General features: G+C 70.6%; 18 protein-coding genes and 4 pseudogenes. 13 read left to right on the top strand and 9 right to left on the bottom strand.

Annotation, left to right across the window (positions count from 1 at the left end):
- Nucleotides 1–52: 52 nt before the first annotated feature.
- Together ACZ4UB_RS32430 and ACZ4UB_RS32425 are read right to left on the bottom strand one after the other, a co-directional pair.
- Nucleotides 53–2,392 carry an outer membrane protein assembly factor BamB family protein gene (locus tag ACZ4UB_RS32430; protein ID WP_468075735.1) on the bottom strand — a complete coding sequence of 780 codons (2,340 nt, stop codon included), beginning with the start codon at nt 2,390–2,392 and terminating at the stop codon, nt 53–55.
- A 38-nt stretch (nt 2,393–2,430) separates the two neighbouring features.
- Complete coding sequence (locus ACZ4UB_RS32425) at nt 2,431–4,458, bottom strand: serine/threonine-protein kinase (protein WP_468075733.1); 2,028 nt, start codon at nt 4,456–4,458, stop codon at nt 2,431–2,433.
- Nucleotides 4,459–4,667: 209 nt separating this feature from the next.
- On the opposite strand from ACZ4UB_RS32425, the gene ACZ4UB_RS32420 reads away from it, so the two are divergent.
- Nucleotides 4,668–5,795, top strand: coding sequence for a glutamate--cysteine ligase 2 (locus ACZ4UB_RS32420; RefSeq protein ID WP_468075731.1), 1,128 nt, complete (start codon nt 4,668–4,670; stop codon nt 5,793–5,795).
- 285 nt (nt 5,796–6,080) lie between these two features.
- Here ACZ4UB_RS32420 and ACZ4UB_RS32415 read toward each other — a convergent pair whose 3' ends face one another.
- Nucleotides 6,081–6,596 carry an RICIN domain-containing protein gene (locus ACZ4UB_RS32415; protein ID WP_468075729.1) on the bottom strand — a complete coding sequence of 172 codons (516 nt, stop codon included), beginning with the start codon at nt 6,594–6,596 and terminating at the stop codon, nt 6,081–6,083.
- Between the two features lie 363 nt (nt 6,597–6,959).
- Between ACZ4UB_RS32415 and ACZ4UB_RS32410 the strand changes: the two genes are divergently transcribed.
- From ACZ4UB_RS32410 to ACZ4UB_RS32395, 4 genes and pseudogenes are all read left to right on the top strand, one after another.
- The gene (locus ACZ4UB_RS32410; RefSeq protein ID WP_468075727.1) at nt 6,960–7,178 is read left to right on the top strand and encodes a peptidase inhibitor family I36 protein; all 219 of its coding nucleotides are present in this window, start codon (nt 6,960–6,962) and stop codon (nt 7,176–7,178) included.
- A 125-nt stretch (nt 7,179–7,303) separates the two neighbouring features.
- Nucleotides 7,304–8,170 (top strand): hypothetical protein, encoded by an 867-nt coding sequence (locus tag ACZ4UB_RS32405; protein WP_468075725.1) that lies wholly within the window; start codon nt 7,304–7,306, stop codon nt 8,168–8,170.
- Between the two features lie 82 nt (nt 8,171–8,252).
- A pseudogene (locus tag ACZ4UB_RS32400) lies at nt 8,253–8,417 on the top strand (alpha/beta fold hydrolase); the annotation flags it as partial.
- A gap of 1,222 nt (nt 8,418–9,639) precedes the next feature.
- Nucleotides 9,640–10,986, top strand: coding sequence for an extracellular catalytic domain type 1 short-chain-length polyhydroxyalkanoate depolymerase (locus ACZ4UB_RS32395; RefSeq protein WP_468075723.1), 1,347 nt, complete (start codon nt 9,640–9,642; stop codon nt 10,984–10,986).
- Between the two features lie 320 nt (nt 10,987–11,306).
- Here the strand turns inward: ACZ4UB_RS32395 and ACZ4UB_RS32390 are convergent.
- A pseudogene (locus tag ACZ4UB_RS32390) lies at nt 11,307–12,128 on the bottom strand (IS110 family transposase); the annotation flags it as partial.
- Nucleotides 12,129–12,662: 534 nt separating this feature from the next.
- A pseudogene (locus ACZ4UB_RS32385) lies at nt 12,663–12,926 on the bottom strand (preATP grasp domain-containing protein); the annotation flags it as partial.
- A gap of 1,005 nt (nt 12,927–13,931) precedes the next feature.
- Between ACZ4UB_RS32385 and ACZ4UB_RS32380 the strand changes: the two are divergent.
- Nucleotides 13,932–14,303, top strand: a complete 372-nt coding sequence (locus ACZ4UB_RS32380) for a hypothetical protein (RefSeq protein WP_468075721.1) — start codon at nt 13,932–13,934, stop codon at nt 14,301–14,303.
- Nucleotides 14,304–14,487: 184 nt separating this feature from the next.
- Here the strand turns inward: ACZ4UB_RS32380 and ACZ4UB_RS32375 are convergent, their stop codons facing one another.
- A complete protein-coding gene (locus tag ACZ4UB_RS32375; RefSeq protein ID WP_468075719.1) occupies nt 14,488–15,303 on the bottom strand; it encodes an alpha/beta hydrolase family protein in 816 nt (271 codons plus the stop codon).
- Nucleotides 15,304–16,001: 698 nt separating this feature from the next.
- On the opposite strand from ACZ4UB_RS32375, the gene ACZ4UB_RS32370 reads away from it, so the two are divergent.
- Both ACZ4UB_RS32370 and ACZ4UB_RS32365 read left to right on the top strand, forming a co-directional pair.
- Nucleotides 16,002–16,163: a hypothetical protein gene (locus ACZ4UB_RS32370; RefSeq protein WP_468075717.1), complete on the top strand. Its 162-nt coding sequence runs from the start codon at nt 16,002–16,004 to the stop codon at nt 16,161–16,163.
- Between the two features lie 21 nt (nt 16,164–16,184).
- Nucleotides 16,185–16,628: a hypothetical protein gene (locus ACZ4UB_RS32365; RefSeq protein ID WP_468075715.1), complete on the top strand. Its 444-nt coding sequence runs from the start codon at nt 16,185–16,187 to the stop codon at nt 16,626–16,628.
- Nucleotides 16,629–16,788: 160 nt separating this feature from the next.
- Here ACZ4UB_RS32365 and ACZ4UB_RS32360 read toward each other — a convergent pair whose 3' ends face one another.
- Nucleotides 16,789–16,956: a hypothetical protein gene (locus ACZ4UB_RS32360; protein ID WP_468075713.1), complete on the bottom strand. Its 168-nt coding sequence runs from the start codon at nt 16,954–16,956 to the stop codon at nt 16,789–16,791.
- Between the two features lie 936 nt (nt 16,957–17,892).
- Between ACZ4UB_RS32360 and ACZ4UB_RS32355 the strand changes: the two genes are divergently transcribed.
- Complete coding sequence (locus ACZ4UB_RS32355) at nt 17,893–18,162, top strand: hypothetical protein (protein WP_468075711.1); 270 nt, start codon at nt 17,893–17,895, stop codon at nt 18,160–18,162.
- 28 nt (nt 18,163–18,190) lie between these two features.
- Here ACZ4UB_RS32355 and ACZ4UB_RS32350 read toward each other — a convergent pair whose 3' ends face one another.
- Both ACZ4UB_RS32350 and ACZ4UB_RS32345 read right to left on the bottom strand, forming a co-directional pair.
- Nucleotides 18,191–19,072, bottom strand: coding sequence for a serine hydrolase (locus ACZ4UB_RS32350; protein WP_468075847.1), 882 nt, complete (start codon nt 19,070–19,072; stop codon nt 18,191–18,193).
- Nucleotides 19,063–20,028, bottom strand: coding sequence for a LysR family transcriptional regulator (locus ACZ4UB_RS32345; protein ID WP_468075709.1), 966 nt, complete (start codon nt 20,026–20,028; stop codon nt 19,063–19,065). The genes ACZ4UB_RS32350 and ACZ4UB_RS32345 overlap by 10 nt, the downstream gene beginning before the upstream one ends.
- A gap of 426 nt (nt 20,029–20,454) precedes the next feature.
- Between ACZ4UB_RS32345 and ACZ4UB_RS32340 the strand changes: the two genes are divergently transcribed.
- The 4 genes and pseudogenes from ACZ4UB_RS32340 to ACZ4UB_RS32325 all read left to right on the top strand — a co-directional run bounded on the left by ACZ4UB_RS32340 (nt 20,455) and on the right by ACZ4UB_RS32325 (nt 25,016).
- Nucleotides 20,455–22,071 carry a penicillin-binding transpeptidase domain-containing protein gene (locus ACZ4UB_RS32340; RefSeq protein WP_468075707.1) on the top strand — a complete coding sequence of 539 codons (1,617 nt, stop codon included), beginning with the start codon at nt 20,455–20,457 and terminating at the stop codon, nt 22,069–22,071.
- Between the two features lie 54 nt (nt 22,072–22,125).
- A complete protein-coding gene (locus tag ACZ4UB_RS32335) occupies nt 22,126–23,595 on the top strand; it encodes a peptidoglycan D,D-transpeptidase FtsI family protein (RefSeq protein WP_468075705.1) in 1,470 nt (489 codons plus the stop codon).
- 244 nt (nt 23,596–23,839) lie between these two features.
- Nucleotides 23,840–24,124: pseudogene (locus ACZ4UB_RS32330) on the top strand (transposase); the annotation flags it as partial.
- A 46-nt stretch (nt 24,125–24,170) separates the two neighbouring features.
- Nucleotides 24,171–25,016: a transposase gene (locus ACZ4UB_RS32325; protein WP_468075703.1), complete on the top strand. Its 846-nt coding sequence runs from the start codon at nt 24,171–24,173 to the stop codon at nt 25,014–25,016.
- Nucleotides 25,017–25,106 lie beyond the last annotated feature (90 nt).

The following is a 25,106-nucleotide window of genomic DNA, read 5'->3' as shown; positions in this document are numbered from 1 at the left end:
GCGTGTGCGGCGTCGGCGGGCGGGGAGGGCGTGTGGGGGAGGGGGCGCGAGGTCAGTCCGCCGGGAGGGCCACGACGACGGACGGCCGGGCGACGAGCAGGACGCCGGGGACGGCGGCGAGTTGGAACGGTTCCCGGGCTTGCACCCCCGCGAGCCCGGTCTGCCACGTCCGTTTGCCCGAGGGGAGGGCGGTCGCGGTGACCTGGTGCAGGGTCGCGAGGTAGAGGGTGCGTCCGGAGGTGCTCGCGGTCATGCTCCCGAGCATGTTCCACGCCAGGTTCTCGTCCAGTGCCTGCTCCCACCGGGTGCGACCGGTGTCCGGGTCGACGGCGACGACGGGGCCCGTCCCGTCGTCGCACAGGTACAAGGTGCCGCCGCTGAGGAAGGGCGGGGCGTTGGTCCCGGCGACCAGGGCCTGCGATTCCCACAGCCGGGTGCCGGCCTTGAGGTCGTGAGCCTGGGCGCGCCCGCCGGAGAGCAGGAACAGCCGCCCGCCGCCGGCCGGGTCCACCACGGAGGCCGGGCCGCTGTGCACGCCGGGGTAGGAGCGGTTCCAGAGCATGCGTCCACCGCTCCGCTCGAAGCCCGCGATCGACAGGGTCCGGACGGCCGTGACGTCCTGGAACGCCGGCCGCGGTACCCGCACCTCCACGACGACCGTCTCCGGGCCGACGGTGGTGGTCAGTTCCGTGTCGCCGAATCCGCTCGGCAGGGGGGTGCGCCACACCTCCTTGCGGTGCTCCAGGTCGAACGCCGCGAGCAGGTATCCGCCTGACGCGCCACCATCGTGCACGAGCAGCCACGCGGTGGAGCTGTCGGCGGCGAGCACCCTGGAGAGCTGCTCGTCGCGCCGGAGCCACTGGGTACGTCCGTCACGCGTCGAGCAGAGCGACAGCCCCTCGCGCGTGGCCATCAGGAAACGGTCGGCGGGGACGAGGACGGGCGAGGTGTTGTCGTCGACGGGCAGCTGCCACACCTCCCTGCCGGTGCGCAGGTCGTGCCCGTACAGGACGTCGCCGCGCATCATCAGGCAACGGTCGGAGCTGCTCACGGGGAGGAGCCGGATGCGGCCCGTCGGGTCGTCCAGGCGCCACAGGGCGGCCGGCGGCATGCCGGGCACGCGGGGGCTCGTACCGGAAGCGCCGCCCGCCGCGGATGGCGCGGTGGGGCCGTCCGCGCGGGTCCGCGTGGACCAGGCGAGGGTGCCGGAGATCCCCAGGGCCGCGCCCGCGGCACCGGTCAGGAGGCCGGACAGCACCCGGCGGCGGGTGGGTGGGGCCGCCGAGCCGGGCGTGGTCGTACGGGCCGGAACCGGACCGGTGGCCGGGGGTGTCACGGCCAGGGTGGCGGGGTGCTCGGGCTCGTGCGCGTCGGCGTCCGCCGCTCGGTCGTCCGCCTCTCCGTCCGCGCCGGCGCTCTCCAGGTCGGCGATCGCCTGCGTGCGTACGGCCAGTGCGGCGACGACCCGGCCGGGCAGCGCGTCCGGGGTCCGCTCCGGGTCCTGCCCTCCGGGAGCCAGCGTCCGGGACAGTTCCGCGGCGGTGGGGCGGTCCGCCGGGGAGGGCGACAGCGCCGCGGCCACCACCTCGCCCAGTTCTCCCGGCAGTTCGGGCAGTTCGGGCCGGTCGTGGACGGCGCGATAGGCCAGCACGGGCGGCGGGCCGTCGCCGAAGGGGAGTCGGCCGGTGGCCGTGTGGAGCAGCAGCACCGCCAGGGAGTACACGTCGGAGGCGGCGGAGGAGGGCCGCCCCGCGGCCACTTCCGGTGCCATGAAGGCGGCGGGCACGGTCGACACCCGGCTCGGCGGCTCGGGCCGGCCGGTCCCCGCGTCGGGCCGCGGACCCTCGACCGGCCCCGTCCCCGGCCCGCGGCCCGGTTCGCGATGCGGCCGCGCCGACGGCATGCGGCAGGCGTGCAGGGCCATCAGCAGCGGGCGGGCCGTGGTGAGCCAGACCCCGTCGGGTGCCACCGCGCCGTAGCTGATGCCCCGGGCGTGCAGGGCGGCCAGGGTGTCGGCGACCTCCGCGGCGAGCCGTACCGACTGTTCCACGGACAGGATCCCGGCCTCCGTGCCGGGCCGCCGCCCCACGTCGGAGAGGGACACGGCGGGGGTGTGCGCGAGGGCCACCCACGCGGGCTCGGTCCCGGTGTCCAGGTCCAATACGGCCGGCACCCCCGGCACGGGCCCGCGGCTCAGCTCCTCGGCCGCCCCGTGCGCGGCCGGGGGCAGCAGGCACACCACGGCGTGCCCGTGGCCGCGGTCGCGGCCGACGTACATGCCGCCCCGCTGCGGCGCCGGCCGAGGGCCGGGCCAACCGGCCAGCAGCCGGTACGGCCCGGCCGACCGCGGGTCCTCGGGACCAGGGCCTTCGCCCAGACGTCCGCCCCCCATGCGTTCCCCCCTCACCTCGTGGCCCCGCCCGGGGCCGGTCACATGCCCGGCAGGGCGCGGACGGCGCCGCCGCGCTGCCAGATGACGCCGCCTCCGACGACCGCTCCCCGCCAGGAGACGTCGGCCCGGACCTCCCCGGCGGGGGCCGGCGCGAACACGTACTGCTCGGCCGCCCGCCCGCGGTGCACCACGAGGATGCCCAGCTCGGGCCTGCGCAGCGGCGCGAAGATCCCGGCTCCCGCCACCAACGGAGCCTGGTCCTGCGCCAGTTCCTCGGCGGCCAGCACGGTCCAGTGGGACTCTCCGGTCTTCACGTCGACGCTCCTGAGCTGGCGGCCGTCGGCGACGTACACGTCGTCGCCGGCCGGCGTCGGTACGCCGAAGCCCGCGCTGTCGTCCGCTGGCAGGGTCCACAGCGGGTCGCCGCGCTCCCGGTCCAGGCAGGTCAGCGTCCGGTCCCCGGCCCCGCCCAGCAGCACCGCGTGCGCGGACAAGGCCGCCCGCGAACCGTTGGCGTCGGCGGGCCGCCGCCACACGGGACTGCCGTCGGTCGCGGACAGGGCCACCACCCCTCCGACGGCGGAGGCCAGGATCAGGTGCCCGTGCCCGGCGGCCGCCGAGAGCGCGGTCCCCGGCACGGGAACGGACACGCGCCAGCGCACCCCGCCGTCCGCCCGCTCGAACGCGACCACGCCGCCCTTGGCGTCGAGCACGTACACCTGCTCCTCGTCGGCGGCGAGCAGCCCGGTCACCCGGTCGCGCGTGCGGTGGCGGACCGTACCGTCGGCGGGGTCCAGGAACAGCAGGCTCCCGTCCGGGGCCAGGGCGACCGGTCGGCGGCCGCCGACGAGGTCGCGCACCACCGGGCCGCGCCAGCGCCGTGCGCCCGAGACCGGATCGTGGAGCAGGAGCTCGCCACCGCCGTCCGCGAAGCACACCCCGCCGTCGACGTCGACCGGCCCGAAGGCCGGCTGCGCCGCGGCGCCGTCGTACGACCACAGGGGCTCGGGCACCGTGCCGGGCGGGCCGCTCCAGCGAGGGACGGGGGTGCGGGCGGGGTCGTCGTCCTCCGGGAGAGCGCGCAGGGCGGTGGCACCGGCCGCCGCGAGGAGCACGGCCGCGCCCACGCCGGTGAGCACCCCGCGCCGGGTGGGCAGCCGCGGGCCGGCGCCCAGGGCCGCCGCGGCGCGGGCGATCTCGGCGGCGTCGGCGAGCACCGCGGGCGGCAGCCAGCGGGTGGCGGCGCGCAGGGCGGCGCTCTGCGGGTCCAGTTCAGCGGCCACCTCCGCGGCGGCGGGCCGGTCCCGGGGCTGTTTTTCGAGGCAACCGCGGATCACGGGCAGCAGCTCGGCCGGTACGCCGGCGAGGTCGGGTGCCTCGTAGGCGATGCGGAAGTCCGAGCGGACCGGGTCTCCGTCGTAGAAGGCGTGCCGGCCGGTCAGCGCGAAGACGAGGAGCGCGCCGAGGCAGAAGACGTCGCTCGGCGGTCCGAGGGGCCCTTTCACCACCTGCTCGGGCGACATGTAGCCGGGCGTTCCGGGGCGCTGCCCGGTCGCGGTCAAGGTGGCGTCCCCGGTCACCCGGGCGATGCCGAAGTCGACGACACGGGGACGGTCGGCGCCGAGGATGACGTTCGACGGCTTCAGATCGCGGTGTACGACGCCTGCCGCGCCCAGGGCCGTCAGGGCCCCGCCGAGCGCCCCGGCGAGGACCCGTACGGCGGGCGCGGGCAGGGGTCCGTGCCGCAGCACGGCCGCGGCGAGGGTCGCGCCCGGGACGAATTCGGCCGCGATCCAGGGCACGTGGTCGGCGGTGGAGGAGCCGAGCACGTTGGCGACGAAGGGGCTGCGGACCGCTGCCGCGGCGGCGGCCTCGCGGGCGAACCGCTCGCGCAGGTCCGCGTCGCGGAAGAGCTCGGGCCGGATGGTCTTCAGGGCGACCGGACGCCCCCGGTGGCGGGCGAGGTAGACCGTCCCCATGCCTCCGGCGCCGAGCACCCCCAGGATGCGGTGACCTCCGAGCTGTGCGGGCGTACCGCCCGGCAGCGGGGCGATCACTGGTGTCATGCCGTTGATCGTATGCGCGCGCCCGCCAACCACCATGGGAATCAGCGAAGTTGCTCGCTCCCGACCGGCCGGGGTGCGCCTGGGCCGCGCCGGGCGGGTGGAGGCCCGCCGCCGGATGCCCGGAATGTGGCGTTCGGGATGGCGCGCATGGTCCGGGGTCGTCCAGGGAAGGCGGGACGTGTTCGATCGCCGATGTGATGGGTGCAGGCATGCGAAGTGTGGGCGTGGAAGAGGAACTGCTGCTGGTGGACCCCGCCAGTGGCGTCCCGCTGGCTCTCTCGGGGCACGTGCTGGAGGCCGCGGACCGCGCCGACGGACCGGGCCCGAGCGAGGGCTGGGAGCAGGGGCACAACTTCGAGCGGGAACTCGCCAAGGAGCAGGTCGAGTTCGCGACGAAGCCGGTCACGGATCTGGGGGAGCTGGCGCGCGAGATCGGCCGCTGGCGGACCGAGGCCGCGCGGCACGCCGAAGGCGTCGGCGCGGTCGTGGCCGCCCTCGGCACCTCGCCGCTGCCCGTGGAGCCGTCGCTGAACACCGGCCGCCGCTACCAATGGGTGGCGGAGCAGTTCGGGCTGACCGCGCAGGAGCAGCTGACGTGCGGCTGCCACATCCACGTGTCGGTGGAGTCGGACGAGGAGGGGGTCGCGGTCCTGGACCGCATCCGGCCCTGGCTGGCGGTCCTGACCGCCCTCAGCGCGAACTCGCCTTTCTGGCAGGGACGGGACACGGGGTACGGGAGCTACCGCAGCAGAGTGTGGAACCGGCTGCCCTCGGCCGGACCGGTGGACCTCTTCGGGTCCGCGAAGGGCTACCACGCCCAGGTCCGGGCCATGGTGGACAGCGGCGTGCTCCGCGACGAGGGGATGATCTGGTGGGACGCCCGACTGTCGGCCGCCTACCCCACGGTGGAGGTCAGGGTCGCGGACGTGTGTCTGGACGCCTCGACGCCGGTCCTGCTCGCGGCGCTCGTCCGCGGCCTGGTGGAGACGGCGGCGCGCGACTGGCACGCAGGGCGACCGCCCGCGCCGGTCAGTACCAGCCTGCTGCGGCTGGCGTCGTGGCAGGCGGGCCGTTCGGGACTGGAGGGCCCCCTGCTCCATCCCGAGACCATGCGGGAGACCTCGCCCGAGGAAGCGGTGGCAGCCCTCCACCGCCACGTGGGCGACGCGCTGCGCGACCACGGCGACGACCGCCTGGTCCGGGAGGGCCTGGCCGCCCTCCTGCGGGACGGGAACGGGGCGCGCGTGCAGCGCGAACTCATGCGGACCGAAGGCGACCTGGCCAAGGTCGTCACGCGGTGCGCGGAGATCACCACCACGTCCGCCTCCCGGCCCTAGGTGTATTGCCCCGGGAGGTCGTGGACGGGTGACGCAGGGCCGGCGGAGGCCGCGGGTGCCGAGGAAGGAGTAGTCCTCCCGCAGCAGACGGAAGCCATCAGCGCGAGTAAGCCGTACGTCCTGCGCGTCACAGCACTGTGACCCTCCATGCGATCGCCCAAGCCCGCCCCGACCATCTGCGGCCCCGGTATGACGGCCTCGGCACGCAGGCCGCCCGCCGCGCGACGGGGCCGCGCGGAATCGGCCGCTGATTTCGGTACGTGCGGAGGCGACGTCAAGGCGTTCTTACGAGGAGACCGGTGCCCACTGCCCAATGCTCTCGTTGTCCACATCCGCGCAGGTGAAGAGGCGCAGCTCGTTGCCCACGCCGTTGCCGCCCCATCCGTTGACGCAGTTCTGCCACGCGCTCTTGGGCTGGAGCTGCGCTCCGTTGCCCTTGTAGACGAAATTGAAGACGCGGTCAGAATTGTTCGAGCCGCAGGCGTACAGCTTGATGTGGTTTCCGGACGTGTCGCCACCCTCCCAGTTGTTGAGACACAAACCGGGGTTCAGGTAGCTGCGGATCTCATAGTGGGTGCTGTCCACCTGGTACCAGGCCCATTTCTGGGCGCCGGTGCGGTTGCACGTCCATTGCTGAACTTGCACACCGGACGACGCGTTGGAGTTCGGCACGTCGAAGCACAAACCGTTGTGCAGTTGAATCTGCTCGTAGTAGGTGGCCGCGCTGGCCGGAGTGGCGAAGAGGCCCGTAGCGATGAGAGCTGCGGCAGATATGAAGGTGGCGGTCGCGCCCTTGCGCATGGGTGTCTCCCGTGTGAAGTGGCTGATGACTGGAGCGGCAGTCGTGATCGTCACGTGGCCGCGCAGCGAACGATAGGCGGAGTAGCGCAGATCGGCTATCCGCCCGCTGCTCGCTCAATGTCCGAGCGGCGCTCTCCGATGGCGGGCTTCGACTGCGTCCAGGTGCGGTGGTGAAGTACGGCAAATGCGACACCGCTGCACGATTTCAGGAGCCACGAGCGCCCAGTAGAGCTTCTGGTGGCGAGCTGTCGGTCTGCGAAATCCCCTGTCGTGTGGATTCGGAATTTACCCTTCCGGATTTTGCGCACAGGGCGTCAAGGAATCTCGCACTGATTGTTCAGGTACTACCAGTACAACGGAAATGTGCCGGACCAGTCCGGAGACAAGTTCGGTGGCTACGGTGCCGGTAGCGGCCAGGGCGTGCGGAACAATGCTGCGTCGGTGCAGAACACCTCGTCGTCCAGGTTCGTCTTCGTCTACTACAGCCCGAACTACGGCGGCCCGAACGAGCAGGTCAACACGAACGACTGGATCAATCTCGTCAACCTGCGAAACAACAACGCTTCCTTCAAATGGCTGTAATCGCCACGGCTCTCCCCTGAAGCATTGTCAACACCCCGGTGGTGCACTGCTCGACGACGCACCGCCGGGGTGTTGCCCGTAGAATTCTAAGGATTCCCGTGCCGTTCTCTCGAACCGTTCGCGCAATGCCCCTCCTCTTCCTCGTACTCGCCACGGGGTCCGCATGCTCGGTGTCCGGGCAGCAGGTCGGGGTGTCGCCCTCGGCATCCGGATTCCTGCCGCCCGCGCTTACGAGCAGCGATGCACTCGTTCTCCCGCTGGACGCCTATTTGCCATCCCGGGCCGACACGAAGGACGAGGTCGGCGCATACCGGGTTCTGCTGGGACAGTGCATGCGGCGGCTGGGGTCCGCTTATGCCCCGCCCCCGGTCGGTGAATTCCCCGGCCCGCGCACCCGCAACGAGCGTCGGTACGGGCTGACGGACAGGGTGATGGCGGCACAGCACGGCTACCACATGCCCGCCGCGGCTCCCGAAGGGCAGGAGGAGCAGCTCTCGCCCCGGGACCTCTTTCTCCTGAAGGGAGAGGGAGAGGGCGGGGGAGGGCCTCGCCCCCCGGAGGGCGGGTGCGTCGGCGAGGCCAAGGGGGAGATCTCGTCACCGGAGGACGAGGCTCGGATCCGCTTCGCCCGAGACCTTGACCTGCGGAGCTACGCGGAATCCACAGAGGATCCCCGCGTCCGTGAGGTGAACCGGCAGTGGTCCGCATGCATGCGGGAGAAAGGATTGAACTTCCCGGACCCGATGGCGGCCATCGGTGCCCCCGCCTATGCGGGGACCGCTCCTGGAGAAGGCGAGCAGCGGACCGCTGTCGCAGACGTGGACTGCAAGGCGCGGGTCAACGTGATCGGTGTGTGGGCGACCGTGGAGGCCGAGCGGCAGCGGGTCATCGTCGCGCAGAACGTGGATGCTCTGGCTGCCGAGAAGAAGTCCAAGGACGCCAAAGCGGCCGCCGTACGCGGGGTTCTCGCCGCGATGCTCCCGGGCGACTGACCTGGGCCTGACGGCACCGGTGCCGGTGGTTCCCGTCCGGCCGAGCGGCGAGGCCGACGCCGGTCCTGACGCCGACACCGGGCAGAGCGCGCTGGACGACCCCGAGGCCGAGCGGCGGGTGGCCGGGCACGCCGACGACGCGTTGCGGATGATGGACCTGCTGTCGCCCGGTGAGCCCGCACGGGTGTTCGGCTCCAGCTCGGGCGCGATCACCGCCGTGCACCTGCTCACCGCCCACCCCGAGCGCCGGGTTGACTGGTCTGGCGGGAACGATGGCAGACGGTGATTCGCTCGGTAGAGGAAGAAACTGCGACGCCGAAGGAACGTGCACCGAGCGGGCCATCCCGCCGGCGCCGGCCGCTGCGCAAGACCGAGGATGCCTTCCGGCGGTGACTTCCGTGGGAAGTGGGGGAGCCGCTGATGGAGCCGGCACAGTCGTGCTGTGGTCCACTACCGCGGATGGAGCACGCACCGCTGCCGGGGCGAAGGTGTTGTTCTCGAACGCGCCCAGGCCGGTGAACGGCTGAGTCACGGGTGAGTAGTGGGTTCGGTCAAGTGCCGCTAAGGCATGCGGGGAAGGGCCTGAGCGCACGTCCGCCAAGCTGATCGTCTACCCGCCCGACGGGCAGGGCCGGCGCCGGGTCCGCTACGACGGCACTGCCATCGGGGTCGCGGACCGCCCGTCCGACATCCGTGTCCTCCTCGCGGCCGCCGGGTGGGAGAAGGCTGTGGACGTAGACCTCACCGACATCGGCTTCGTCGATGGCGGGGCGGCGGTCCCGCGAAGCGTGGGACCCCTCTCCCTGGGCAGCACTCTCCACCCCGGGCGGCCATCGCGGTCACCCCGGGGACGTGGCTACACGTGGGGGAGCCAGTCGTCGGCCACGTCGGAGCGCTCCCGTGCGCGGCGCACCTTGTCCTCGAGGAGCCGGCGGAAGCCCGCCAGGGCGTAGCGTTCCCCGGTCCCTGCCCGGGGCCCGGGGATACCGGCCACGAGGGCCATGCACTGCTGCGGCTGCGGCCCGCAGGCCGCCGGGCAAGCTTGAGCGGCGGGGCGAACGGGGCGGGAAGGGTTGAGGGGAATGGGTGGGTGCCGGGCCCCTCGCGAGGAATGTTAGCGCTCACATTCCCTGTGGGACAAGCCCCCCCCACGGTTCCCCCGGTGAAATCTGCATCGGGCGATGCGTGTGGTGAATACTCCGCGCACGAGGCGCCCCGAGGCGGCGGCCGGGGTGTGTCCCCCGCTCTCGGAGGTCAGCCCGTGTGCAGCCTTTCTCCGCGTACGGCGGGGTCCAGGTCCGGCTGTCGGTGAATCCGCAGGTCGGTGGAGCGAGCTCCGACCGGCCACCGGGAGTTCGTGGCACGGCTGTTGACGAACGCGGTGGACCGGCACGAGTATCGGTGGCGTTATCTCCGCGGTGGGCGCCGGAACCTCCTCACGCTCTTGGCAACCCCGACGGAGAGGTCCCATGTCCCGATCCCGCTCGCTCGTGTTCCGGCTGCTCGGCATCATCGCCGTGCTCGGCTTCGCGGTCGGCCTGAGCCTGCAGACGGCCCCACGGGCCGCTGCCGCCTCGCTGGCCCAGATCACGAACTTCGGCACCAACCCGACCGGTCTGCTGATGCACCTGTACGTGCCGAACAACGTCAAGGCGAATCCGCCGATCCTGCTCGCCCTGCACGGCTGCCAGGGGACGGGCCCCTACATGTACTCGAGCACCGACTTCGCCTCCCAGGCCGACCAGTACGGGTTCCTCGTCATCTACCCCTCGACGAACCCGAGCGGAAGTTGCTGGGACGTCTCCTCGGATCAGGCGCTGACCCGTAACGGCGGCAGCGACCCGGTCGGGCTCATGTCGATGATCACCTACGCGGAGCAGCATTACGGCGGCCAATCCAATGCCGTGTACGTGACCGGGGAGTCCTCGGGCGGCATGATGACGAACGTGATGCTCGCCAACTACCCCGACGTCTTCAAGGCGGGCGCGGCGTTCATGGGAGTGCCGTACCACTGCTTCGCCACCGGCTCGGTACGCGGCTGGAATTCGGCCTGTGCCCAGGGCAAGGTCTCCATGACCCCGCAGCAGTGGGGCGGCCTGGTGCGGAACACCGGATACCCCGGCTACACCGGCCCGCGGCCGCGTGTCCAGCTGTGGCACGGGACCGCCGACACCATCCTGAACCACAACAACCTCGGCGAAGAGATCAAGCAGTGGACCAACGTCCACGGCGTGAGCCAGACGCCGTCGGCCACGGACACCCCCGCGACCAACTGGACCCGGACCCGGTACAACAACAGCGCCGGCGCCACCCAAGTCGAGGCGTACAGCATTGCCGGGGCCGGACACCAACTGCCGGTCCAGGGCACGGGGATGGCCGCCGCCGCGGTCCACTTCATGGGGCTGGACGCGGCCTCCTCCGGCGGCACGACAGGCGCGCTGCGTGCGGTGGCCGCAGGTAAATGCCTGACCGACGCGAACACGACGCCGGGCACGCAGCAGCAGATCCACGCCTGCGGCGGCAGCGCGAACCAGACCTGGACGCGTACAGCGTCGAACCAGTTGACCGTGAACGTCGGGGGCGGCACGCTCTGCCTGGACGCCAGCGCCAAGGGGACCACCAACGGCACCAAGGTGATCGTCTGGTCCTGCAACGGCCAGTCCAACCAGCAGTGGCAGTTCAACCCGAACGGTACCGTCACAGGGGTGCCGTCTGGGCTCTGCCTGGACGTGGCCGGCCTGGGGACCACCGACGGCACGCCTGTCCAGCTGTGGTCCTGCAGCGGCGGCACGAACCAGCAGTGGACGATGGGGTGACACAATGGCCGGCCCGCAGGGGCATCCCTGGTGAGGCGCTCCTGCGGGCCAGCCGTATGGAGGGTGCCCCTATGTCTTTGGTCAAGGTGGTCGGGTGTCAGTGTGGCTGTCATGAGTGATGACGTGCCTGTTCGAGAGTCGGCGGGCGAGAGCCTGCGGCCGTGCGACTTTTGCGGTCATCCGGTTGTGTTGGACTCGGTCGACGAGCGGGACTGTCCCGTGTGCGGCGAGGCCTCTGAGGATCAGCCGGCTGAGGCTGGCCGGGGTTCGTAGAAGGTGCCGTCGCGGAGCATCGCGAAGAGGACGTCGGCTCGTCGTCGGGCGAGGTGGCCGGCAGTCGGGAAGGTGCTGCCGCCACCGACCTCGATCAGGAGTTTGCGCTGTTCAAGGACGGCGGTCAGTGAGCTGGCGAGGCTTGGGACGATCAGCGCGGCCGCCTCTGTGCCCGGAACGGTCACGGTCTGCTCGTCCAACGCGGCGAAGACGTCCTCGACCAGCCGCTCGGCCATCCGCGGGGCCTTAGGCTTCAGCAGGGTGACTAGTCGGCGCCTGCCGGCCTTGCGGATCTGGGCCGGTGATCCGAATCGTTCCAGCAGCGTGAGGACGGCCGGGTGCTGCAACCGGGGCCCCAGCACCCGCTCCAGCGACGGATGGATCTGGGTCAGCGGGCTGTGGAGCCGGTTCGCGACCCTGGTCGCTTCGCCGGCCAGGTCGTCGTCGAAGCCGACGATCATCTCCAGCTCGGCGATGGTTTCGTCCTCGCCGTCGATCGCCCGCAGCGTGTGGGGCATCGCGCGGGCCGCGTCCGCGATGATGAACGCGTCCTTCGCATCCGTCTTGGCCTAGCCCGGGTAGAGGTCGGCGATCCGCCGCATCGTCAGCCCTGGCAGGTAGGCCACCGGGCAGCCTATGTCCCTCGCGACCGCCAGCGGCAGAGCCCCGACCGAGGCCGGCTGGTCGACCACGACCAGCACCGTTCCGTGCTTGGCCTGCAGCTTGGCGAATAGCTCGCGGAGCTTGGGTTCGGTGTTGGGTAACCGCTTGCCGAAGGCCTTCTTGCCGGCCGGGGTGACGGCGGTGGCGTGGTGTTCGCCCTTGCCGACGTCCAGGCCGAGGAAGACGTCGATGTCGCTGATTTCGATCACGTGCGAGCCCCTCCGCTCACGCTTTCGTCCGGCCTTGCCTCGGCACCGAGCTGCCACACCCACGTTACGGAGAGCTCTTCCGGCTCGGGTGAAGCCGGTGCTCACGCCCCTCATCAGCGGTCCGTCGATGCCTCCGGGCCCTGTGACACCACCCCCCGGATCATCAACCGCAACAAGGGGGGAAGTCATGCCGGACCCGAAGGCCGGTAGCCCCATTGCGGAGCCACGAAGACGGTAACGGGGGGGCAGGGTGCGCATGGCGCCGGCTGGCGGGAGGTGGGGGTCGGTGAGGCAGAGCAGGTTGCCGGCGCCGCCGCTGCGGTCAGTCTTCAGGATGACCGCTCCGGTGGGTGCGGCCAGGCGGTCCAAGGCGCGTTCCAGGTCGCCGCTGGTGGCGCACAGCGCCCCGTCGGGGACCGGGACGCCCAGGGCGGCGGCAATGGCGCGGAAGATGACCTTGCTGTTGAACAGCTCCGCGCCGCCCTCGGCGTCGAACGGGCGGGCCGTGCCGTGCGGCAGTTCGAGGGCCCGGGCCAGGGCGGCGGTGCCGCGGTCCGCGAGATAGGCCCGAAGCCGCCACTGCTCGGGCACGGCCACCAGCTTCCTCAGCCGGTCCAGCAGGCCAGGGTGGTGCAGTGACTCCTGGCTGAGCATGCGCGCCGAATTGTCCTGGGGGGTGAGCAGGTCCACCCGGTCCGGGTCGAAGCCCATCAGGTCGCCCACATAGGCCACGTACGCGGGGTCGGCCGGCTGCGGCATGACCAGGGCGTCACCCTCGCGCAGCAGCCACACCATCCGCGTCGCGACGACCGGCGTGCCCGCCAGCTCGCGCGGGTCGAGCTCGTCGAGACGGTCCACCATGTACTCGCTATTGCAGTTGCCGACCCACAGGCTGCGCACGGCGCTCCCCCTTGTCCACGGTGCTGACGGGTCCATCCTGTCCTGCCTGCCAGGGACCCAGCCGCCGTCGCCCAGGGGTCCTGCGCGGTGCGGGCGGAAGGGCGGCCCTCCTGGGCACGCCCACGGGCGGCGCGGGCTCGGGCAGGGGCAGGTTCAGTCCGCCGTCGCGGTCTCGGCGGTGGCGGCGCGGTCAGGAGCGGTGCGCAGATAGTCGGCGACGAAGCCTCGCACCGCGGCCATCTGGTCCTCGGTCAGGTGCCGAAAGCCGCGGGAGGCGCCGCGGCAGTGCGCGCTGCCGCAGGCGCAGCGCGGGACGGCGATGCTCTCCCACTCGGTGGTGGCGTAGTCCCAGGCGATCTCGGTACCGGCCTCGATCGGGTGCAGGGTGAGAAGTCGTAGCCGCCCGCGGCGTTGTCGCGCAGTCCGGTATTCGGGGAGCAGGAGTGGTTGACCAGCCGGGCCGGGGCGTCGAGTTCGACGTGGGTATCCCAGCTGGTCTGGAAAGAGCGGTCCGTGCGCCGGTCCAGGCGTTCGGTGGGCCGGCCGATCAGGACCGTGTCGCCGGGTGCATAGTCACGCAGTGCGAACACGCCCAGCTCCCTGCCGGGGGCGGGCCGCACGGCGACCCCGGCGGAGGTGTCTGCTGTCTCCTGATGCATGAAAAACCCTTTTTGACAGGCATTCCTCATCCTGTCTCAGGCCGCAGCCGCTGATCCAGCCTTCCGCGGAACCCGGCCACGGAATGATCGTCTGGGCCACACCCTCCACGGCTGACACCGTCACCGCTCGGGGGCAGCCCGGCACCGAGCGACCACCAACCCGGGCGCCACCACGGGCACCGAGGACATCCAGTCGGGCCTCGATGCTGCCCAGCAGATCGGCGAATTCGGGCTCGGCGGCTTGACCCTGCCCGGCTTCGACCCGGCAGCAGTACAGGCCCAGGAGATTCATGAACTGATGCGGAAACAGGTCCTGACCGCCGCCCAGACCGCCGGCCAGCTCGGCACCTCCTCCCACGCGATCCACCACATCCTTGAGCGAGCGCCTCTCGCGCAGAACCTCTACCAGGCACGGCTCGCCGGAACGAAGCGTGAGGAACTCAAACGCCGCCTGCCCAGAGTGGCATTGGCGCAGCTCGCACGACACTCCTCCCAGGCAGAGACCGGCCGCCGCTTCAGCGTGAGCAATCACATGGTCGCGGCGCTCCGCAAGGAATACGGGCTCCCCGCACCGCCGCGGGGCAACCATGCCGTTCTGGCAACGGATCCCTAAGGCCCGCCGGCAAGGACGACGAGGAGTGCCCCGGCCACGTGGGGGAGCGGGTCAAGGCCGGCAGACGGCACGGGCGCCGGATGCAACTGGCTCCTCGCTTGGGCGGCTTCCGACGAATATCGCCGAGCTGGTCCGGGACCCGACCATGAATATCAGTGGCTGGGTGCGCGGGCGTGGCGTGCGGCTACACGGCGCTGAGTGCGTCGGCGAGCCGGGTGCAGGCGTCGGGGTGGGCCCGGAAGTAGCGCCCGAGGTGGTGGGTGGCGGCGGGGAACACCAGGTGGGTGAAGTCGGCGCGGCTGGAGAGTGCCTGGACCAGGGCCCGGTTCACTTCGGGGGGTATGACGTGGTCCTCGGCGGGTACCACCAGGACGGCTCGCCCGCGGAAGTCTGTATAGGCGTCCAGTGCTGCCGAGTCGCGCCACGCCCCGGGGGTGCGGATTACCTCGGTGAAGCCCGCGTCGAAGGGGAGGCACCAGGCCCGGCGCGCGTAGACGGCCGGGGCCAGCAGGGCGACGGCCGTGATGCGGTTGCCGTAGTGGCCAAGGAGGTCACCGACGGTCTGCCCGCTCATGCTCGCACCGACCAGCACCAGGCGGTCGGTATCCGGTACGAGTTCGTCGATGACCGATTGGGCCTGCTGGAATCGGCGCTCGAGACTCAGCTTGCGCAGCTGGCCGGTACTGGCACCGTGGCCCGAGAAGTCGGGACTGAGTACACGACACCCTCGTTCGGCCAACAGGTGCGCCAACTGCCGGTGCACCGATTGGTCCGCGGTGCCCGCGCCGTGCAGGACCACCGCGCTGCGGCCCGGCTGCGCGCCGTGCGGCTGCAGAACTCCGCAGGCGATCTTCTCGTCGCCCACGATCACGGTGTGCTGCAGCGCCTCGAGCTCCTTGCGCGCGGCCTCCGCACGCTGGCGGCCCTCCGGCGGCGCGATGTAGCGCCAGCTGTCCCTGTCTTCGCCGTCCGGCTTCGCGGTCGGCTCGTCAACGGCCATGTAGGCCCTCCCCTGTCCCGCACGGCACCTGCCAGCCAGGGACCCCGCCCCCAGCCCGAGCCCCTTCCAGACCAGGAACCCGATGCGTCCGCTCACTGTCCCAACCGCCCCCCACCCAGGCGGTGACGTTTCGCGCACTTCATGGGTGGGACAGACGCATTGGCGGGAAAACTCCCTCGTCAGGCTTGATCACACGACCCGGCCTCAACTCCGAGGACACCCGCGACCTCACGCTCGACGGCCAAGAGCTGCCCACGAAGTAGCACCGCACAGGTCCCGGCTCCGGCCTCTGCGGCTGACCTGGTCCGCGTGCCGGCTGGCCTCTTTGCGTTCCAGGGTCATCCATCGGGGCTGTTGAGCGGGAATCCCCGCTGCGTCCGGGGCGGGCTCGGCGGGAGCGGGTTTTCGGCTGTGGCCGGTGGCCTGTGGGGGTGCGCTTGGAGGTTGCTGCGCCGTGCAGGGTGCGGTCTGGCCTCCTTCGCCGCCGGGCTGATCACCGACCTCGACGCTGCATCTTCCGACGTTTGCCGGTGGGCTGCCCGTAGCACCGGATTTCGTCCCGACGTTCCCGCCTGGCCAGCCCCGTCGACCACTGGCCAGGAACACTCTGCCGCTTTCCGCAACGCCTCGGAAGGGTCAAGTGGGCGCGGCCGTGTCTTTTGTCCGAGCCGCGGTGGGCCGAGCTTGGGGAGTTGTTCATGGAGTCCGTCGGATCCGGGACTACGCAAGCCGAGCGGTTGGAGCGGGTGCGCGGGACGTTGCGGGGCATCCCGGTGGGGCCGCGGGCCGCGCGGCTCACGCCGCCGCGGGGGACGAACCTGCTGCCGGGGGTGATGCTGCGCGCGGCGGCCGGGCTGTAGCTGACGGACCTGGAGCAGCGGATGGTTGCGCCGTTGCAGATGCTGCTGTCGCAGGAGGAGGTCCACGAGTTCGGACGCCTGTACCAGCAGGAGAATGCTGCGGGCAGCACCGCCGCGGTCCTGCCGGAGGCGTTCACCGCGCGGGCGGTGGCCGACGGCTACACGATGGCCGATCTCGTCAAGGACCTTCCCGCGTTGCGTGAGGAGACCCTCGCGCAGGACAACGTCAGCGTCATCGACCTGGGCGGCGCCCCGCAGGAGGACGGCACGTACGACACCGCGCGGTTCAACGCGTCCCAGGCCGCCCACGGCTACGGGGCCACCTTCGTGACCGCGCCCGCGCCGCCGGCCGACGAGCCGGGCGTGAACGCCTCGTTCCTCGCGCGGGTGGACTTGCACTCATGCCCGAACAACGAAATGCCGCCGAGCAGGTGCTGCGGGCAGGGAACCCGGCCGCGGGACTGAAGAAGGGAGCTCTTCGCGGCGGGCCTTTCCTCCAGGTACCGGGCCAGACCCGTACGCCCGCCTGACAGGCCGCCGCGCCGCGCCCGGAAGTGGCGGTAGCGGCCGTGGCAGCCCAGGCGGCCGCCGTTGTGCAAGACCCTGTGACCGCTGTCCGGCTGGCTCACTCGAGACCCTCCGGGCTCCAGACGGCCGGGCCACCGCCGCGCCACTCGATCAGCAGTGGATCGTCCAGCCGGACGGTGTCCGGGTCCAGGCCGGCCCGCCGCAGGATTTCGAGGAGGTCAGCGGCGCTGAGGGTGCGGCCGAGGATCTCTCCGTCGCAGCGCACCGGGCGGCCGCCCCCTGGGTGTCAGGTGGGTAGACGATCACGCGAAGGTCGGAACTCATCCTTCCACCCTGGCGGCGGCTGTTGCTTGCGTCAGAGTTCACAGCCGTAGGTGACGAGCTCCAAGACCCACAGCGGGCCTGGGCTGAGGTGATCAGTGGCGTTATTGGTTTGGGTGACTTGGCGGGGGCGAAATCGTTCCCGTGGTATGGGAGCCCATTTCGCAGTGAAAGCTTTCACTCTGACCGCGTCCGTGGTGGCACTCACCGCGGTTCCGGCGAGTGCCACCAGCGTCATCGGGTTCGGTAACTCGGCCCACGACAACATGTGTGTGAATAGGTTGGGGGGTATTGCGTCGGCTCAGCCGACCGGCGCCACTGGGATTGGCACGGCCCTGAGCGCAGTCGCGTCGGTCAGCACTCCTGCGAACCAATGCGGAGGTCTCGGCCTGTCCACCGAGGAGAACCAGTCGAACAGTTACAGCATTGCAGGAGAGAGCAACGTTATGAACGTTCAATCCAACTCGGGGAATGATGCCGGGTAAGAGCGTTGGAGGGCGCAGTCCCATCACCCCTTCCCCGCTTGCGCCTCGGTCCTGGCTGCCCATCACCCCATACGACACGTCAGCGAGCCTGGCCCTCTAGACCGGGCCAGGACCCGCATTCGAGTCCCTCTCCTGCGGCAACTTCGGTCCCGAAGAGGCTGTGGTCGAGTGGATAGGGCCGTTGCTGATGGCGTCGATGGTGGCGGCGGGGGTTGTCTGCGCGGGTGAATACGGCGATGGCGTAGCGGCTGCCGTCGGGGTATTCGATGACGCCGACCTCGTTTGTGGCCCCGCGGCCCTTGGGCCGTCTGGCGCAGGTCGGCGTGCGCATGGGTTTGGGGTCCGTTCGGATTGGCTGAGCGCCTCCTCCGGCGGGGTGCGATCGGGAGGTAGCCATGCGCAAGACCATCCGTGGAGCCGTCCTCGCGGCCGGGACTCTGGTCGCCCTGTCCGGCCTGGTGACGGCCGCAGCCGCCACACCCTTGGCCCCCTGCATTCCGGACGGCCAGCCGACAGTGCGCGGATTCTGTCTGCCCCTCAGCCGCCTCGAAGAGCTGGCACCAGACTCGCTCGTATCTCCGTCACGCAATTGCGGAGACGAGGAATTCTGCGTCCACGTGCCGTTGCTGCGAAGCCCGTTCCTGTCTGCAGTCCGCAACGACTGATCAGGACTCACCTGTGTAGGGCCCGCCGCTATTGCTGCCGGGTGCGGAGGGCGTCGACGGCGATGCGGGCGGTGGTTCCGATGATGGCGTCGATGGCGGGGAGGGTGGCTGCGGGGTTGTCTGCGCGGGTGAATACGGCGATGGCGTAGCGGCCGCCGTCGGGGTATTCGATGACGCCGACCTCGTTGCGGAGGGTGGGCAGGGTGCCGGTCTTCCCGGCGACGTGGACGTCGTCGAAGGGGAATCCGGAGGCCAAGCGGTGGGGCCAGACCTGAAGGCCGAGGAGGCGGCGGATCGCGGCGCCGTGTTCGGGTGTGCAGGCATCGTCGCGCCAGATGGCGGCGAGGAGGCGGGTCATGTCGCGGGGGGTGCTGTGGTTGGTGCGGGCAGGATCCAGTGCGCGCATGCGGGCGATGACACGGGGGTCGGTGAGGGCCTGTGCGCCGGCGGGGCCGGCGTCTTCGCGGATGGTGGCGAGGGTTTGGGCGAAGGTGTGCAGGGCGTGGGTGCGGGTGAGGCCGAGGCGCTGGGTGGTGGTGTTGACGGCTTCGAGGCCGACGCGTTCCAGGAGGAGTTCGGCTGCGGCGTTGTCGCTGACGGCCGTCATGAGGTAGGCGGCGTCGCGCAGGGAGATTCGGACGGGGTCGAGCATCGCGGCCAGGCCGGTCGGGCCTGAGGTGCGTCCGTCGGGTAGGCATTCGTGCTGTTCGGTCAGGTCCAGGAGGCCTTGCTCGGCGTGCTGGTGGAGGGTGAGGAGCAGGCAGAGCTTGTGGACGCTGGCGGTGACGACGAGGTGGTCGCCACCGACGTTGATTTCGGCGCCGGTGTCGATGTCGAGGGCGTGGAGCCAGCCGGTCGCGCCGGCTTCGGCGAAGGCGGTGTGGATGCGCTGGAGGGGGTTCACAGCCAGTACTCCGATGCCGGGCGCAGGTGGAGGGGGCGCTGGGGAAGGTCGGCGGACACCCCGGTGGTGTTGCGCAGGACGTTGAGGGCGGCTTCGGCGAAAGCGGTGACGGCGGCGCTGTTGCGGTCCTTGGGCCAGGCCGTGGAGAAGCGCCAGGCGAGCGGGGCGCCCGTCAGGGGACGCCAGGCAAGGCCCGGGCCGCCGCCGTCAGCTGGGTGCCCCGGGTCGAGTGGGGTGAAGGCGACGGCGTTGACGGAGTGGATCAGGCCGCGGATGAAGCTGTCGCCCTGGCCGTGGCGGACGGTGTCGGGGGTGTAGCCGCCGCGGGCGCAGGTGGTGAGGAGCTCGTCGTAGAGGGCGGGAGCGTCCGCGCGGGGGAAGAGAATCAGGTCGTGCCCGGCCAGGGCGGACAGCGGCACTTCGTCTCGTGCGGCCAGGGGTGAGGCCGGTGGCAGCAGGGCGCCGAGTTCGCGGCGCAGGACCGGGCCGAGTTCGAGTCCGGTGGTATCGCAGGGGTGGTGGATCACTCCCGCGTCGAGTTCGTGGGCGGCCATGCGGGTGAGTTGATCGGCGGTGGACAGCTCGTGCAGTTCCACCTCGAGGCCGGGCTGATGCCGGCGCAGGTCGGCAAGGATCGCGGCGACGGGCTCGCCGGCGATGCGGGAGGGGAGCGCGGCCCGCAGGAGACCGCTGCGGCCGTCCCGGATGCGGGCAGCGCCGGCCAGGAACGTGTCGGTAGAGGCGAGGAGCGCGCGCGCCTCGTCCAACAGGAGGGCGCCGCCCTGGGTGAGGGTGACGCTGCGGCTGGTCCGCTCGAAGAGTCGTACGCCGAGCTCCTTCTCCAGCCGCTGGATGCGCTGGGAGAGGGGCGGCTGGGCCATGCCCAGCCGGACAGCGGCTCGACCGAAATGTCTCTCCTCTGCAACAGCAACAAAGCACCGCACATGTCCGACTATGTCCACAACCAGCAACGATATCAGAATCATATTATGGGGGTTTTGATTCTGATATTGGACACGATGCGTGTGGTAGTGCTGATCTTGGGACATGTCCACCTCTTCGTTCCCCGCTCTGGCTCTGATCGCTCTGCTGTTTGCGGTCGGCGTGGGCGTCTGCTTGGCATGCGTGCCTGTCTCTGCCCGGACCGGGCCCGGTCCGGAGTTTCCCGCGTCGGCACGCTGGGCGCAGGAAGAGCGCCTGCGCGGCTCCGACGGCCCGCGGCGCTTGCGTCCTCGCTGCGTGCTCCCCGGGGCGTTGCCGCCCCGGGCCGCCCCTGATTCCGCACTGCGGTCCGCATCCCCGCCAGCCGGCTCTGAGCAGCTGCCTACCTGGAATACCCACCGCCCCAGTCGTGAAGCAGCCCAGCTGCAGGACGGAAGGACCCTGTGATGCCCGACTTCGAACGCCTTGCCCCCACCCGCCGGCGTCGGCGCTTCCTACTCGCCGCCGCAACGACGGCTGCCGCAGTCGCGGCAGGCGGCGCGTACGCCGCGGAGTGGGGACCGTTCGAGCAGGGCCAGCCAGCCGTCCATCCGGATGCTGTGGCGCAGGCGGAGGCGTTCCTGGCGGACTGGGCGGGCGGGCGTGCCGAGAGCGCGGGGGCCCGCACCACCAGCCCCGACCAGGCGCAGACGACCTTGCGGAACTTCACCGCGGGTCTCGATATCGCCAAGCCGGCTCTGACGGCCGGCGCGGCCAACGCGGCCGAGGACGGCACCGTCACCGTCACGTTTTCCGCGAAGATGCCGGTCACCGGCCTGGGGACCTGGTCCTACGACGCGCAGATACCCGTGCGCCGTCAGAAGGACGGCGCGTGGAAGGTCGCCTGGGACCTGTCGCTGGTCCACCCGCATCTGAGCAGCACCGAGAAGTTCCGCCTCCAGCGCGAAGACACGGGCATCTCCCCGGTCACCGACCGCACCGGCAAGCCGCTGACGGCAGACGCCGGCCCGTCCTTGAAGCCGGTGGTCGACCAGATCGCGCAGCGCGCGGGCGCGGGTCCGCGAGGTGCGATCGAGCGGGTCGACCGGGCGAGCGGTGAGGTCACCGGGATCGAGGCCCGATTCGGCAAAGAGGGCGGCACGGCCGGACAGAGCATCCGCAGCACGCTCGACTCCACGTGGCAGACGGCCGCCGACCAGGCCCTGGCCGCGAAGGCCGGCGGCAAGGACGCCGCGCTGGTGGCCCTGCGCATCGACAACGGCGAAATCCTGGCCGTGGCGAACTCACCGGCCAACGGGTTCAACCGCGCGCTCTCCGGCACCTACGCCCCCGGCTCGACCTGGAAGATCGTCACCACCAGCGCGCTGCTCCTGGGCGGCGCCGTAAAACCGGGCGACATCGTGGACTGCCCCAAGTACCTGACGGTCGGCAAACAGTTCCACAACGTCGAGACCTCCGAGTTCCCCGGCGCCACGTTCACCAAGAACTTCACCGAATCCTGCAACACCGGATTCATCAGCCTGCGCGGCAAGGTCGGCGACAGCGAACTCGGCGACGTCGCTCAGAAGTACTTCGGCATCGGGCGACAGTGGAACGTGGGCCTTCCCACCTTCGACGGATCCGTACCCGCCCCCCGTGACCAGACCGAGAAGGCCGCCTCGATGATCGGCCAGGGCCGTGTGCTGGGAAACCCGCTGACCATGGCCTCCGTCGCCGCGACCGCCGTCTCCGGCTCCTTCCACCAGCCCACCATCACCCCCGACGCCGAAGACCGGACCACCACCACCGCGCTGCCCGCCGAGGTCGTCACCCAACTACGCGCCCTGATGCGCGCCACGGTCACCGACGGCACCGCCCGCGGCCTGGCCGACCTGCCCGGGAACGTCAGCGCGAAGACCGGCACCGCCGAGGTCAGCGAGAGCGCCCCGAACAACGGCTGGGTCGTCGCCACCCGCGGCAACGTCGCCGTCGCCGTCGTCGTCGAAGGCGGCATCACCGGCGGATCCTCCGCAGTCCCCGTCGTACGCCACCTGCTGGAAGCCCTCCCACAAGACCCTTCCTGACCCGGTCCGCCTCCCGCCCGCTCACCTGCGGCACGACCTCCTCCGAAAGCGAACATGGACAAGACCCTCCGACACGCAGCAGTCTTCTTCGGGGTGCTGTTCTTCGCCCTGCTCGCCCGGGCGACCTGGATCCACGCCGTCTCCGGCGAGAGCCTCGCCAAAGACCCGAACAACCGCAGAAACCTGATCGAGGCGTTCGGACGCCCGCGCGGCGACATCATCGTCGGCGGACGCCCCATCACCAGTTCCATACCGACCCCGGGATCCGAACTGCTGTACAAGCGTGTCTACGTCGACGGGCCGATGTACGCGCCGGTCACCGGCTACCTCTCCCAGGCCCAGGGCGCCACCCTGCTGGAAGGAGTCCACCGTGATCTGCTCGCCGGCACCGACCGGCGCCTGCACACCAACGTCTTCGACGCCTTGGTGGGGAATGAGACCCGCGGTGGCGACATTGTCACCACCATCGACCCCGACGCGCAGAAGGCCGCTTACCAGGGGCTCACCGATCTCGGTGCGAAGGGCGCGGTGGTCGCGCTCGACCCCCGCAGCGGGAAGATCCTCGCGATGGCCAGCACCCCGTCCTACGACCCGTCCGTCTTCGCCGGGAACTCTCGCAAGGAGGGTGAGGAGTTCACGCGCCTTGATGAGGCCAAGGACAAGCCGCTGAGCAACCGGGCGATCCGCGAGGCGTACCCGCCCGGCTCCACCTTCAAGATCCTCACCGCGGCCGCCGCCCTCGAACACGGCACCATCACCGACATCGACGCTTCCTCCGGCATCCCCTCCCCCTATCAGCTACCTGACAGCTCGAGGAAGATCGGCAACTCAGTGCCCGACGCCAAGTGCGACAAGGTCTCGATGAAGACGGCCATGCAGTGGTCCTGCAACAACATCTTCCTGGACGTGGCACTGAAGACCGGCGTTAACAAGATGCGCGAAACCGCCGAGAAGTTCGGCTTCAACCAGGAACACTTCCTGCCTGTGCGCACCTCCGCCGCAACCTACCCCGACAAGCTCGATAAGCCCCAAACCGCGCTCACCGGCATGGGCCAGGGAAGCCTGACCAGCACACCCATGCAGATGGCCATGGTCGCCGCCGGCATCGCCAACAACGGCACCGTCATGAAGCCCTACCTCGTCGAGCAGATCCAAGCCCCCGACCTGTCCGTCATCGCAAAGACCACCTCCACAGCGCACGGCCAGGCCGTCTCCGAACGCACCGCGAAGAAGGTGCAGGAGATGATGGAGCACGCCGTCCGCGAGGGAACCGCCGACGGAGCACATGTCCCCGGAGCGACCGTCGGCGGGAAACCCGGCACCGCCGAACACGGCATGAACGTGGACGACGAACGCCCCTACGCCTGGTTCGTCTCCTACGCCAAACAGAAGGACGGAACCTCCCCCGTCGCCGTGGCCGTGTTCATCGACCCCGAGGACATGAACATCTCACCCGCCGACATCGGCGGCGGCCGGCTCGGCGCACCCATCGCCAAAGCGGTCATGAACGCCATACTGCAATGATCCGGAGGCGTGCAAGCGCACCCATTGGGCCGCAGGCGGATATCTGTACCTGCTCGCGTCACCACGGTTCCCGCCCTGAGCCTGCCGTTTACGGTCCGGGGGCGAACGGGTCTCGAACTTGCTCGGCACGCTTCCGCTGTTCCACCAGACGTGCAAAAGGCCGGCGGATCCGATGCTGTGATCAGGTTCGCTGAGGCTCGGAGGCTGGCATCGTGGGGCTGGTCGAGCACGGCGTTCAGCGAGCCTGGTGTTGGTGGTGGACGTGACCCCATGGTTGCGGCCGGACGCCGGCACGTGCTCTGACCCCTCGTTCGGCCACACCGTCGGCCGAGGCCTTGGCATTCACCAGCTGATGCCCGGCTGGCCGTACTCGATCGTCGCCCCGCTGGAGACAAAGCGGGCCTCGTGGACCGCACTGCTGGACGCCATCTGGCTGGAGCCAGGTGCCGACCTGGCCGCAGTCACCACCGACCAGGTCCGTGACGTCGTCGGCCGCCTCGTGGACGCTGGCCAGTGGCGGGAGGGAGACTAAGGGTTGTCCCGTAACTGCTGGTCACAGGTTGGATGATCTTGGTGTGGCTGGTGTGATCACGGCGTCGGAGCCGTCTTGGATAGCCCTGTTCACGGGGCTGAGTCCGCGCTGTTTCGGGAAGCTGGTGACCGTGTTGCGGCGCGAGGGTGCGGACGCGGTCCGCAAGGGCCGGCCGTGGAGCCGTCTGCTGGAGGACCGTGCTCTGCTGGTGGCGGTGTACTGGCGCACGAACTTGACGATGCGCCAGCTCGCTCCGCTGTTCGGGGTCTCGAAGTCGGCCGCGGACCGCATCATCGACCACCTCGGGCCGATGCGCACCCTGCAGCCCCGCAAGCGGTTCGCCAAGGACACCGTGATGATCGTGGATGGCACCCTGGTGCCCACCCTCGACCACGCCGTGGCAGAGCAGTCCAAGAACTACCGATATTCCACGAACCACCAGATCGTCATCGACGCCGACACCCGCCTGGTCGTCGTGGTCGGCCGGCCGCATGTCGGAAACCGCAACGCCTGCAAGGCATGGGAGGAATCCGGCGCCAAAGCCGCCGTCGGCAAGACACTCACGATCGCCGACGGCGGCTATCCCGGCACCGGACTCGTCATGCCGCACCACCGCCGCAAAGGCGAAGACCTGCCCGACTGGAAGCAGGCGCACAACAAGTCCCACAAGCAGGTCCGCGCCCGCGTCGAGCACGTCTTCGCCCGCATGAAGACCTGGAAGATCCTCCGCGACTGCCGACTCAGCCGACTCAAGGTCGACGGAGTCCACCACGCCGTCCTCGGCATCGCCCGCATGCACAACCTCGCCATCGCCGGATGGGCCAACGGATCGCACCGCGACCGACCCTGCCCAGGGCGACTCAAAGATCATCTACGGGACCACCCCTAGTAGGACTTCGTTAGGTTGTTCTTGATCTTGGGGTTGTGTGTGCCGTGTCGAGGAGGGGCCTCTGGCAGGTGATGCAGACCCCCGTCCAGC

The sequence above is a fragment of the Streptomyces sp. NPDC028419 genome (assembly GCF_055565515.1).
Note: the sequence above shows the minus strand (reverse complement) of the source record. Positions and strands in the feature narration are given on the sequence as shown.